This is a genomic window from Rhodoplanes roseus (genome assembly GCF_003258865.1).
Taxonomy (GTDB): domain Bacteria; phylum Pseudomonadota; class Alphaproteobacteria; order Rhizobiales; family Xanthobacteraceae; genus Rhodoplanes; species Rhodoplanes roseus.
On the sequence record NZ_NPEX01000184.1, the window covers coordinates 1 to 12013 of the forward strand.

The following is a 12013-nucleotide window of genomic DNA, read 5'->3' on the forward strand; positions in this document are numbered from 1 at the left end:
GTGAGCACCGCGATGCCGACCATCAGCAGCACCGCCATGGCGGCGTGCTGGGCGCCGACCTCGTGGGTGGGGACTCGACGGCCCCGAGCCTGTCCGGCTCGTGTTGGACCGTCTTCTTATTCGGTCTATGCTTCGGATGAAACCATCATATTGGCGTTACGGGACGATCCAGGACGGCGCGAGGACCAGAATGGGCAAGCCGCTCGAATTCGCGACCCTGCTCGGCATGAATCCGCTGTTTTCCGGCCTCGGTTCGGACGCCATCGCGGCGATCGCGAGGCTGTGCCAGACCCGCAAGCTGCCGGCCGGCCGGACCCTGTTCGTCCGGGGCGACCCGGGTGATGCCCTCTACGGGTTGCGACGTGGCCAGATTCGCATCGAGACCGGCACGGCGACCGGCGAGCGCATGACCATCGAGGTGTTCGGCGCCGGCGACCTGTTCGGCGAGATCGCCGTGCTGGACGGACGCTCGCGCACCGCCGACGCGATCGCCCAGGAGGACTGCGAGCTGTTCGTGCTGCCGCGGGCCGAGTTCATGGCCCTGCTGGAGCGCGACGGCCGGCTGGCGATCCGCCTCATCGAGCTGCTGTGCGCGCGCCTGCGGTCGACCAACGAGCGGACCGAGGAGATGATGTTCCAGCCGCTGCCGGTGCGGCTGGCGCGGCGGCTGGAAGCCCTCGCGGCCGACTTCGGGTCCGACCTCCAGATCACCCAGGACGAGCTCGCCGGCCTGGTCGGCGTCACCCGGGAGAGCGTCAACCGCCAGCTCCAGGAGTGGCGGACCGCCGGCATCGTGCAGCTCGGCCGCGGCCGCATCCAGGTCGACGTGGCGCGCCTTGCCGGCGAAACCCGGAAGGCGTAACGTTGAGACAATTCAATCAGCAATTTTGTTTCACGTCCTGCGTCTCGTTTGCTGGCGTTCGGCCATGACGAACCCTCCGCTTCGCCGCGCCCCGCTCTGCGGCGCTCGACATCACGATGCAATGGGCTCACCCGCATGACACCTCTTGCAAGGATGGGGCGGGCAGTCGCTGCGGCGTGCGCCGGCGGTGGCCTGTCCGCGGTCGCCGCCGTGCTGATCGCGGCCGTTGCCTCGCTCGCCGTCCCGGCTCCGCTTCACGCCGCCGACAAGGCCAAGCCCGCTTCGGCGCCCCCCGGCGTGATCGTCATCGTCACCAAGGCCCAGACCGCCTGCTTCTCGAGCGCCATCCGGGTCAACGGCCTGCTGATGGCGCGCGCCGAGGCGATGGTGATCCCCGAGGTCGACACCGGCTTCAAGGTGAACCAGGTGCTGGCCCGCGACGGCGACCGCGTCAGCGCCGGCCAGTCGCTCGCCCGGCTCACCCGCGCCGACGGCACCGCCGTGACGGTGCGGGCGCCGGTCAACGGCGTGGTGATCAAGAGCAACGCCACGCTGGGCGCGCTCGCCTCGGCGAAATCGCCGGATCCGCTGTTCCGCATCGCGGTCGACGGCGAGATCGAGCTGATGGCGGACGTTCCCAGCATCTACCTGCCCAAGCTGCAGCCCGGCCAGACCGCCCGGGTCGAGCTGGAGGAGGGCCGCGACATCCCGGGCCGGGTGCGGCTCGTCCCCTCCGAGATCAACCCGGTCAGCCAGCTCGGCCAGGTCCGGGTGTCGATCGAGAACGACCCGTCGCTCCGGGTCGGCACCTTCGCGCGCGCCGTCATCGACGCGTCGCGCAGCTGCGGCGTCTCGGTGCCGCGGACCGCGGTGCAGTTCCGCACCGAGGGTGCGATCGTCCAGGTGGTGCGCGACAACGCGGTGGAGACCCGCAAGGTGCAGGTCGGCCTGGTCTCCGGTGACGGCGCCGAGATCCGCGACGGCATCAAGGAGGGCGAGGTGGTGATCGCCAATGCCGGCGGCTCGCTGCGCAACGGCGAGAAGGTCCGCCCGATGGTGCGCGACGAGTCCACCGGACAGCTCGAGGAGCGGTGACGTGAACATCTCGGCATGGTCGATCCGCAAGCCGCTGCCGGCCGTCGTCTTCTCGATCATCATCGTGATGCTCGGCTGGTTCAGCTTCACCAAGCTGCCGATCACCCGGCTGCCGAGCGTCGACGTGCCGATCGTCTCGGTCGCGGTGGCGCAGTTCGGCGCCTCGCCGGCCGAGCTCGAGGCGCAGGTCACCAAGACCGTGGAGGACGCGGTCGCCGCCATCGTCGGCGTCAACCACATCGATTCCAGCATCAGTGACGGCCTCTCCGTCACCACCATCACGTTCCTGCTCGACGCCGATCCGGACCGCGCCCTCAACGACGTCAAGGACGCCGTCACGCGGGTGCGCTCCAGCCTGCCGAGCGGCATCACCGAGCCGCTGGTGCAGCGCCAGGAGGTGATTCCGTTCCCGATCATGACCTATGCGGCGATCTCGCCCGGCCGCACGCCAGAGCAGCTCTCCTGGTTCGTCGACGACGTGATCAAGCGCAACCTGCAGGGGCTGCGCGGGGTCGCCAAGTTCGAGCGCATCGGCGGCGCCGACCGCGAGATCCTCGTCTCGCTCGACCCCGACCGGCTGCAGGCCGTCGGCCTCACCGCGGCGGGCATCAGCGAGCAGCTTCTCAAGAACAATGTCGACGTCGCCGGTGGCCGGGCCGAGATCGGCGGCCGCGACCAGTCGATCCGCACCATCGCGGGGGCGCCCACCCTCGAAGCGCTGGCCGGCACCACCTTCGGCCTGCTGGCCGGCGGCGAGGTACGGCTCGACGACCTCGGCGTCGTCACCGACACGGTGGTCGACCCGCGCACCTTCGCGCGCCTCAACGGCGATCCGGTGGTCGCCTTCGCGGTCTATCGCGCCAAGGGCGCCAGCGACGTGCGGGTCTCCGAGGCGGTCGAGCGCGAGATCGACAAGATCAAGGCGCAGCATCCCGACGTCGACATCAGGCTGATCGACTCCTCGGTCGACTTCACCCGCGCCAACTACGACAACGCGATGCAGACCCTGATCGAGGGCGCGCTGCTGACCATCGTCGTGGTGTTCCTGTTCCTGCGCGACTGGCGCGCCACCCTGATCGCCGCCATCGCGCTGCCGCTGTCCGTCTTCCCGGCCTTCTGGGTGATGGACATGCTGGGCTTCTCGCTCAACCTGGTGACGCTGCTCGCCATCACGCTGTCGACCGGCATCCTGGTCGACGACGCAATCGTCGAGATCGAGAACATCGAGCGCCACATCCAGATGGGCAAGTCGCCCTACGAGGCCTCGATGGAGGCGGCCGACGAGATCGGGCTCGCCGTCATCGCCATCAGCTTCGCCATCGTCGCGATGTTCCTGCCGGCCAGCTTCATGCCCGGCATCGCCGGCCAGTTCTTCAAGCAGTTCGGCATCACGGTCTCGGTCCAGGTGCTGTTCTCGCTGGTGGTCGCGCGGCTCGTCACGCCGATGCTGGCGGCCTATTTCCTGCGGCCCAAGACGCACGACGAGAAGCCGCCCGGCGCCGTGATGCGGCTCTACACGCGGGTGCTCGAGGCGTCCGTGCGCATGCGCTTCGTCACGGTCGCGGTCGGGCTCGGCGTCTTCGCCGCGTCGCTGTGGGCGCTGACCCTGCTGCCCTCCGGCTTCCTGCCGCAGCAGGACGTGGCCCGCTCGATGCTCGCCGTCGAGCTGCCGCCCGGCACCCCGCTGGCCGAGACCGAGGCGGTGACGGACCGCATCGTCGACATCATCCGCAAGCGGCCGGAAGTCCGCAGCGTGTTCGTCGACGGCGGCCGCATCCCTCCCAAGGTCACCGAGGTCAACGCCGCGGCGCTGATCGTCAACTACGTGCCCCGCAAGGAGCGCACGCTCAAGCAGTTCCAGCTCGAGCGCGACATCAGCCGCGATCTCGCCGAGGTGCCGGACGTCCGCTACTGGTTCCTCGACGAGAACGGCCAGCGCGTCATCTCGCGCATCGTCACGGGCCAGGACGGCGCCACCGTCGCCAATGTGGCGGCCGAGCTCGCCAACCAGATGCGGCGGCTCTCCTCGATCTCCAACGTGGTGTCGACGGCGGCACTCGACCGGCCGGAGCTGCGCATCATCCCGCGCAAGGCGCTGGCCACCCGGCTCAACGTCAACACCGAGACGCTCGCCGCCACGGTGCGGGTCGCCACCATCGGCGACGTCGGGCCGCGACTCGCCAAGTTCAACGTCGGCGATCGGCTGGTGCCGATCCGCGTCATGATCGAGGACACGGGACGGGCCGACCGCCAGGTGCTGGAGCAGATCCGGGTGCCGACGCTGCGCGGCACCACGGTGCCGCTGCTGGCCATCGCCGACATTCAGCTCGCCCAGGGGCCGGCCGTGATCTCGCGGCACGATCGCGAGCGACAGGTGCGCATCGAGGCCGATCTGGTCGGCTCGACGCCGCAGAGCAAGGCCGAGCAGGAGATCGACGCCCTGCCGGTGATCCAGCATCTGCCCAAGGGCGTGCGGCTGCAGCCTTCGGCCGATTCGGAGGCCAAGAAGGAGCTGCTGGACGGCTTCCCGCCCGTGATGGCGAAGGGCATGGTGACGGTCTATGCCGTGCTGGTGCTGCTGTTCCACTCGTTCCTGCAGCCGATCACCATCCTGTTCTCGCTGCCGCTGTCGATCGGCGGCGCCGTGATCGCGCTGCTGCTGACCGGCAATCAGCTCGACCTGCCGGTGTCGATCGGTCTCCTGATGCTGATGGGCATCGTCACCAAGAACGCCATCATGCTGGTCGACTTCGCCATCGAGTCGATGGCCAAGGGCATGGACCGCACCGCCGCCATCATCGACGCCGGCCAGAAGCGCTCGCGGCCGATCATCATGACGACGCTCGCCATGGTGGCCGGCATGGTGCCGGCCGCGCTGGCGCTCGGCGCCGGCGGTGAGTTCCGCTCGCCGATGGCCATCGCCGTGATCGGCGGCCTGATCGTCTCGACCATGCTGTCGCTGCTGTTCGTGCCGGCCGTGTTCACCGTGATGGACGACATCGGCCGCGGCTTCGGCCGGCTGACCGGCGGGCTGGTCACCGGCTACAAGACCCACGAGGGCGGTCACGACGGTCCCTCCGAGCCGCCGCACGGCGGCGGCCATGCGGGGCCGGGCAGGCCCGAGAAGCCGGCCGAGCATACGCCCGAGAAGACACCCGAGGCGGTGCCCGAGCGCGTCACCGGCCGCGGCCGCGAGACGGCCCCCGCCGCCATGGCGGTGCCGGACGACAAGCCCGAGCCGAAGCGAGCCCCCTCCCGCGGCCTGTTCGGCTTCGGGAGGTAGGAGGCCGCGGGCGCGGACACCTCCTCGCCCGGCCCGATATCATCCGAGTCCCGCCGTCTCCCTCGCGGCTGTGTTTGTGCTATGTCGGGGCGACGTCGTGCGGCCCGGGGCCGGGCGGCATTCCGACGGGCCGAATGCATGCGTGTGCTGATCGTCGAGGACAACGAGGAGCTGGCGCGGCTGGTGGTCGGCGGGCTCGCCAAGGCGGGCCATCCGGCCGAGCACGCCGCCACCGCGGCCGAGGCGCGGCACATGCTGGCGGTCGACACCTACGACGCCGTGATCCTGGATCTCGGCCTGCCCGACGCCGACGGCCTCGTCATCGTGCGCGAGATGCGGGCCCGCCAGGACCCGACCGCCATCCTGGTGCTGACCGCCCGGGCCGGCGTCGACGACCGCGTCGAGGGCCTGCGCTGCGGCGCCGACGACTATCTGGTCAAGCCGTTCGCCTTCGAGGAGCTGGTGGCCCGGCTGGAGGCGCTGTCGCGCCGTCCGCGCGCCATGCAGGGCCAGGTGCTGTCGATCGCCAATCTCAGCTTCGACACGGCCGGACGGCAGGCCTTCGTGGACGAGGTTCCGCACGTGCTCTCGGCCCGCGAGCTCGCCGTGCTGGAGATGCTGATGCGCCGCAAGGGCCGGGTGGTGCCCAAGAAGCTCGTCGAGGACCAGCTGTTCGGCGCCGGGGGCGACCTCTCCTCCAATGCCGTCGAGGTCTACGTCCACCGCCTGCGCAAGCAGCTCGCCGAGCGCGGCGCCCTGGTCACGATCCACACGGTGCGAGGCGTCGGCTACATGATCGCCGAGGCGAAGTAGTGCTCTGGTCGCGCTCGATCGTTCGCCGCATCCTGTGGATGCATGTCGTGGCGGTCGGCACCATCGCGCTCTTCGTGCCGCTGTCGCTCTACCTGCTGCTCGTCGCCGAGACGTCGAGCCTGCATCGCGAGGCGATGCGCGAGCAGGCCGACCGCATCGCCTCGCACCTCGTGACGACGGGCGGGCGGTGGCGGCTCGACCTGCCGAAGGACATGCGGGATCTCTATTCCGAGGCGCTCGGCCGCTACATCTACGCCGTCGTCGGCGACGACGGCACGGTGCTGTTCTCGTCCCGCTACGCGGCGCAGGCGATCTTCCCGGATGCGCCGTTCACCTCCAAACCCGAGTTCCTCCAGGCGGAGCCGCCCCACAGCAACATCTCCGGCACGCGGATCCCGAGGACCGAAGGGGACCACACGGTCTATATCGAGGTGGCCGAGAATCTCTCCCACCGCGACGTGCTGATCGACGACATCGTCTCCAACTTCATTCCGCGCGTCGCCTGGATCACGCTGCCGATCCTGCTGTTGCTGCTCGGGGTCGAGACCCATGTGGTGCGCCGCGTCTTCCGGCCGGTCCAGGAGGCGTCGGAGCGGGCCCGCCAGATCTCGCCGCGGCGGACCGACATCCGCCTGTCGCTGCAGGACATCCCGAGCGAGATCGCGCCCCTGGTGGTCGCCGTCAACGAGGCGCTGGACCGGCTCGAGCAGGGATTCCGGGTGCAGCGCGAGTTCACGGCCGACGCCGCGCACGAGCTGCGGACGCCGATCACCATCCTGCGCACCCGCATCGACACGCTGGTCGACGACCGGGTCGCGGAGCCGCTGCGCCGCGACCTCGAGACGATGACACGCGTCGTCACCCAGCTTCTCGAGATGGCCGAGGTCGAGAACATGGCGCTCGGCGACAGCGAGCGCGCCGACCTGCTTGCCGTCGCGGCGGACGTGATCGCCTTCCTGGTGCCGCTGGCGATCGCCGAGGGCCGCAGCATCGCCCTCTCCGGCGTCGAGGAGCCGGTCTGGGTCGCCGGCCATGCCGAGGTGATCGGACGGGCGTTCCGCAACCTGATCGAGAACGCGATCCGCCACACACCGGCCGGTACCGTGGTCGAGGTGATCGTCGAGGCCGACGGCACCGTGCATGTCTGCGACGAGGGGCCCGGCATCGCCGACGCCGAGCGCGAGTTCCTGTTCCGCCGCTTCTGGCGGCGCGACCGCAAGCGCTCCGGCGGGGCCGGCCTCGGCCTGTCGATCGTGCGGCGGATCATGGAGCTGAGCGGCGGCTCGGTCACGGTCGCCAACCGCACGGACGGGGGCGCCTGTTTCACGCTGCGGTTCCGCGTCGTTCCGGCCGCGGCGGATCAGGATGGCGCCGCGGTCGTGCAGGCCGCCGAGCGCGACGACGGTGCCGCGCCGGCGTCCTGAGCCCAACGGCGCCGCTCGCGCCATTCTGCATCGCTCCCATTCGGCGGGTGCGTATCGGGGCTCTGCCGCCGTCATGTAAGGCCCGTGTAAGCCGACCTCGTTAGCCTGCGGCGTCTTCGTGGCTTCCCGCGCTGCGGAGATCGCGCCTCCTCGCCTTGGCGGACCCCGCCGGCATCGTCGGGGTGGCGTCGTAACAGAACAGACCGAAGGGACGTCCGCTCATGAAAGCCCTCATCCTCTATACCGTCTTCGTCGTCATCGGCGCGGTCATCTCCGCCGTGATCGGCTACTACGCGGAGCGGGAGATTTCCGAGGCGGTCGGGCTCGTCGTGTTCCTGTCGCTCTTCTTCCTGAACTTCGCGGTGTCCTGGGTCGCCGTCATCCTGGTGATCGACCGGTCGCTGTCGAACGCCTACGGCCGCGCCGAGCAGATCGCGATCGAGCGCCAGGGCCGCGCCGCCATCTCGGGTCGCGCCGGCTGACGGCGCGCCGTCAGATCTCTCGCCAGCGCACCGCGTCGAAGGCCGCCACCGGCCGCTGAAAGCCCTTCAGCTCCAGCGTGCCGATCGGCGTCGCCTCGCAGGCCGGCTCGGTCGCCGCGAGGACCCGCTGGCTGATCAGCACCTGGCCGGCTCGCGCCGCGGCGCACAGCCGGTGCGCCAGGCTCACCACGCTGCCGATCGCCGTGTACTCGCGCCGGCGGTCGAAGCCGATCTCGCCCAGCGTCGCATAGCCGAGCGCCACCGAGGCGCCGAAGCCGATCTCGTGGCCGCGCCGCCGCCACGTCTCGCCGAGCAACGCCATCGCATCGCGCATCTCCAGCGCGAGTCTGACGCCGCGCGAACAATGGTCGGGGCAGGGCAGGGGATCGTTGAAGATCACCATCACGCCGTCGCCGGCGAAACGCTCCAGCGTGCCCTCGTGGCGGAAGATCAACTCGCCGACGGTCTGGTGGTACTCGCGCAGCACCGTCATCACGTCCTCGGGCTCGGACGTCTCGGTGAGCGCCGTGAAGCCGCGCAGGTCGCAGCACACCACGGTGATCTCGCGCCGGTGGCTGTCCAGCATGGTGCCGCTCTCGTCCCTCGACACCAGCTCGGCGAGCTGCGGCGGCAGGAAGCGGCGCAACCGGCCGATCCGCTCGATCACGCCGACCTGGGCGGCGACGCGCTCCTCCAGCGAGCGGTTCGCCGCGGCGAGCGCCTCGGCCTGCTCGGCCAGCCGCGCCGCCTGCGCGGCCGCGAGGTCGTTGAGCTCCTTGATGCGCAGTAGCGAGCGCACCCGCGCGACCAGCGCGGCCTGGTCGAACGGCTTCGTCAGATAGTCGTCGGCGCCGGCCTCGAGCCCCGCGACGACGTCGCGGGTGTCGGCCTTGGCCGTGACCAGCACGACCGGCACGAAGCGCAGCGCTGCGTCCTTCTTCAGCTCCTTCAGCACCGCGATGCCGTCGAGCTTCGGCATCATGATGTCGAGCAGCACCAGATCGGGCGCCTCGGCGCGCGCGCGGGCGAGCCCCTCCTCGCCGTCCGCCGCCGTGATCACGTCGTAGCCGCGCGCCACGAGACGCGTGCGGAGAATCTCCAGGTTCTCCGGCGCGTCGTCGACCGCGAGGATCTTGGGTGGATCGTGCATGGGTCAGCCGTGTGCTCCGAGCCAATCCCGCCCACATACGTCATGGCCGGGCTCGTCCCGGCCATCCACGACCTTGTCCAGCCGAGAGGTCGAAGACGTGGATGCCCGGCACAAGGCCGGGCATGACGAGTCGGAGAATTTCGCCGCGCCCGTCATCTCTCGTCCGCCTTCGATCCCAACAGCTCCTTCACCTTGGCGAGCAGCAGGCGCGGGCTGAAGGGCTTCGCCACATAGGCGTCGCAGCCGGCGGCGCGGGTCTTCTCCTCGTCGCCGGAGAGCGCGTAGGAGGTGACGGCGATGATCGGTGTCGTCTGCATGGCGGGATCGGCCTTGATGCGGCGGGCCGCCTCGTAGCCGTCGATCACCGGGAGCTGCATGTCCATCAGGATCAGGTCCGGCTTCTCGGCGAGCGCCAGCGCCACCCCGCGCTCGCCGTCCCCCGCCTCCAGCAGCGTGAAGCCCGCATGCGTGAGCAGATCGCGAAGAATGCGACGGTTGTCCTCGGTGTCCTCGATCACCAGGATGCGGCTCACGGCGTCGCTCCCGCCGCATCGGCGCGGGCGGCGGGGTCGGCCGTCGCGTCGGGCGCCTCGGGCGGGAGTGCCCGCACCGGCAGGATCACCCGGAACTCGGAGCCGACGCCGACCTCCGAGTCGAGCGCGATCCGCCCGCCGTGCATCTCGATCAGACGGCGCGAGATGGCGAGGCCGAGCCCGGTGCCGCCCTTCTGCCGCGTGTTGGAATTGTCCACCTGCTGGAACTCGTCGAAGATGCGCTGGCGGTCCTCCGGCGCGATGCCGGGCCCGGTGTCGCGGACCGCGATCTCGAACTGCCCGCCGGCGGCCCGCGCCGTGATCTCGACCGTGCCGTGCTCGGTGAACTTGATGGCGTTGCCCACGATGTTGAGGAACACCTGGGTCAGCCTCCTCTCGTCGCCTCGTCCGAGCGGGAGATCGTCGGCAATCTCGGTGGTCAGCGCAAGGCCCTTGGCGCTGGCGAGCGACTCGGTCGCCGACACCACCTGCTCGACCACGGCGCGCATCGAATAGGTGTCGGGCGTCAGCGCGAGCTGCCCGGCCTCGATCTTGGAGAGGTCGAGCACGTCGTTGATCAGCCCGAGCAGATGGCGGCCGTTCGCCTGCACGCGGTCGAGCACGTCGATCGCCTTGGGCGGCATGTCGCCGTAGAGCCCGTCGACCAGCAGCTCCGCATAGCCCAGCACGGCGTTGAGCGGCGTGCGCAGCTCGTGGCTCATGTTGGCGAAGAACTGCGACTTGTGCTGGTTGGCGAGCTCGAGCTGCCGGCTGCGCTCGGCGAGCTGGTGGGTGCGCTCCTCGACGGTCTGTTCCAGCCGCGTGTAGGACTGGTCGAGCTGCGCCGCCATGCGGTTGAACTCGTCGGCCAGCGCCTCGATCTCGTCGCCGCTGTGCACCTCGATGCGGTGGGAGAACTCGCCGGCGCCGAGCCGTGCCGCGCCCGCCGCGAGCGCCCGGATCGGCACCACCATGCGGCGGGCGAGCAGGATGCCGGCCAGCACCGCGAGCAGGATGCACAGCAGGATCAGACCGGCGATCCGCAGCAGCAGCACGTAGAACGGCTTGAACGCCTCGGCGAGCGGCTGCTCGACGATCACCAGCCAGTCGGTGCGCGGGATCGCCACGGCGGCGGCCAGCACCGAGCGGCCGCCGAGGTCGCGTCCGAAGGCCGCGATGGTCGAACGCTCGCCGGCCGGGCGGCCCTCCACCTCGGCCGCCACCTCGGCGACCTGCGGCAGGCCGGCCAGGTCGCTGCCGCGCGGCGCCTTGAGCTGGTCGGAGGCGGCGAGCAGCTTGGCCCTGGCGCCGAGCACATAGGCGTAGCCGTGGTCGCCGACCGCGAAGGGCGCGATCAGGTCGCGCAGGAACCGCAGGTCCACCTCGGCGACCGTGACGCCGGCATACTGGCCGGAATGCGCCATGGCGATCGAGATGTAGGGGTCGATATCGTTGCGGAAATACACCGGGCCGATCCACACCTGCCGGGCCAGCGCCTGCACGAAGCGCGGGTCCTGCGAATAGTCGGTGCCGCCGATCGCCTCGACCGTGAAGCGGGAGACCCGCAACAGCTCCTTGCCGCTGCCGTCGATCTGCATCAGCTCGTCGATCGCCGGCACCTGCTGCAGCAGCAGCATGTAGTCGTTGCGGCGCTGCTCGACGCCGGCGCTCGCCCGCGTCGTCCAGGCGATCTGGCGCTCGATCTCGGTGATCTGCTGGGCGATACGCGCCGCGGCGGCCTCGGCCTTCTCGGTCTCACCCTTGACGACCGCGGCCGTGGTCTCGCGGTACGTGAAGCCCATCTCGAGGGCGCCGTTGACCATCAGCACGAACACCGCGAAGCCGACGAAGGTGCCGACATATTTGCCGAACAGGCCGCCGCGCAGGCGTGTCCTCATGCTCCGCTTCCCTGTCCGGCACCGCCGACGTCGAAAAATCCGGCCGGAGTATAGCGGCAGTCCGGGGGTGCGCCACGCGAGGCGGCGGTGCGGTGTGATCCGCCGCACGGAACACGGCGCCGGCGGCAGCGATATGGAACCGAGCCATCGTCGCGGAGGCCGCCGCCCCCGCCGCCCATCCAGAGGTCCCCATGGCCGGTCACGTGCGCAGTTTCAGGTCCGCCTGCGCTCTCGCTCTCGCGCTCGCGGGTCCGGCGGGCGTCGCGGTGCGGCCGGCGACGGCGGCGCAGCCTCACCCCCTCGTGGCCGAGCAGCGGGCCGCCTGCACGGGCGACGTGTTCCGGCTGTGCGGGACCGAGGCGCCCCGCGTCGACCAGATCATCGCCTGCCTGAAGAAGGCACGGCCGAGCCTGAGCCCGGCCTGCCGGAGCGTGGTCGATCAGAAAGGCTGACGGGGGGCCGGCGTGCCGGCC

At 70.4% G+C, this 12013-nt stretch carries 10 protein-coding genes; 7 read left to right on the plus strand and 3 right to left on the minus strand.

Annotation, left to right across the window (positions count from 1 at the left end):
• The first annotated feature begins 190 nt into the window (after positions 1–190).
• The 6 genes from CH341_RS21490 to CH341_RS21515 all read left to right on the plus strand — a co-directional run bounded on the left by CH341_RS21490 (position 191) and on the right by CH341_RS21515 (position 7959).
• The gene (locus tag CH341_RS21490; protein ID WP_111421026.1) at positions 191–862 is read left to right on the plus strand and encodes a Crp/Fnr family transcriptional regulator; all 672 of its coding nucleotides are present in this window, start codon (positions 191–193) and stop codon (positions 860–862) included.
• Positions 863–997: 135 nt separating this feature from the next.
• Complete coding sequence (locus CH341_RS21495) at positions 998–1957, plus strand: efflux RND transporter periplasmic adaptor subunit (protein ID WP_111421027.1); 960 nt, start codon at positions 998–1000, stop codon at positions 1955–1957.
• A 1-nt stretch (position 1958) separates the two neighbouring features.
• On the plus strand, positions 1959–5240 hold the full coding sequence (locus tag CH341_RS21500; protein ID WP_245431176.1) for an efflux RND transporter permease subunit: 3282 nt from the start codon (positions 1959–1961) through the stop codon (positions 5238–5240).
• Between the two features lie 138 nt (positions 5241–5378).
• Entirely contained in the window at positions 5379–6053 is a 675-nt protein-coding gene (locus tag CH341_RS21505; RefSeq protein ID WP_111421029.1) for a response regulator, read from the plus strand.
• The gene (locus CH341_RS21510) at positions 6053–7477 is read left to right on the plus strand and encodes a sensor histidine kinase (RefSeq protein ID WP_245431177.1); all 1425 of its coding nucleotides are present in this window, start codon (positions 6053–6055) and stop codon (positions 7475–7477) included. The genes CH341_RS21505 and CH341_RS21510 overlap by 1 nt, the downstream gene beginning before the upstream one ends.
• A 221-nt stretch (positions 7478–7698) precedes the next feature.
• Entirely contained in the window at positions 7699–7959 is a 261-nt protein-coding gene (locus CH341_RS21515) for a hypothetical protein (protein ID WP_111421030.1), read from the plus strand.
• A 10-nt stretch (positions 7960–7969) separates the two neighbouring features.
• Here CH341_RS21515 and CH341_RS21520 read toward each other — a convergent pair whose 3' ends face one another.
• From CH341_RS21520 to CH341_RS21530, 3 genes are all read right to left on the minus strand, one after another.
• Complete coding sequence (locus CH341_RS21520) at positions 7970–9109, minus strand: adenylate/guanylate cyclase domain-containing protein (protein WP_111421031.1); 1140 nt, start codon at positions 9107–9109, stop codon at positions 7970–7972.
• A 152-nt stretch (positions 9110–9261) separates the two neighbouring features.
• On the minus strand, positions 9262–9642 hold the full coding sequence (locus CH341_RS21525) for a response regulator (RefSeq protein ID WP_111421032.1): 381 nt from the start codon (positions 9640–9642) through the stop codon (positions 9262–9264).
• Positions 9639–11540 (minus strand): sensor histidine kinase, encoded by a 1902-nt coding sequence (locus CH341_RS21530; RefSeq protein ID WP_111421033.1) that lies wholly within the window; start codon positions 11538–11540, stop codon positions 9639–9641. Before CH341_RS21530 ends, CH341_RS21525 begins: the two co-directional genes overlap by 4 nt.
• A gap of 191 nt (positions 11541–11731) precedes the next feature.
• Between CH341_RS21530 and CH341_RS21535 the strand changes: the two genes are divergently transcribed.
• Positions 11732–11992, plus strand: coding sequence for a hypothetical protein (locus CH341_RS21535; RefSeq protein ID WP_111421034.1), 261 nt, complete (start codon positions 11732–11734; stop codon positions 11990–11992).
• The last annotated feature ends 21 nt before the right edge of the window (positions 11993–12013 follow it).

Excerpts from the sequence above, each read along its gene's own strand:
- CH341_RS21490 (WP_111421026.1), top strand. The coding sequence starts at position 191 with ATGGGCAAGCCGCTCGAATTCGCGACCCTGCTCGGCATGAATCCGCTG.
- CH341_RS21495 (WP_111421027.1), top strand. The coding sequence starts at position 998 with ATGACACCTCTTGCAAGGATGGGGCGGGCAGTCGCTGCGGCGTGCGCC.
- CH341_RS21505 (WP_111421029.1), top strand. The coding sequence starts at position 5,379 with ATGCGTGTGCTGATCGTCGAGGACAACGAGGAGCTGGCGCGGCTGGTG.
- CH341_RS21515 (WP_111421030.1), top strand. The coding sequence starts at position 7,699 with ATGAAAGCCCTCATCCTCTATACCGTCTTCGTCGTCATCGGCGCGGTC.
- CH341_RS21520 (WP_111421031.1), bottom strand. The coding sequence starts at position 9,109 with ATGCACGATCCACCCAAGATCCTCGCGGTCGACGACGCGCCGGAGAAC.
- CH341_RS21530 (WP_111421033.1), bottom strand. The coding sequence starts at position 11,540 with ATGAGGACACGCCTGCGCGGCGGCCTGTTCGGCAAATATGTCGGCACC.
- CH341_RS21535 (WP_111421034.1), top strand. The coding sequence starts at position 11,732 with ATGGCCGGTCACGTGCGCAGTTTCAGGTCCGCCTGCGCTCTCGCTCTC.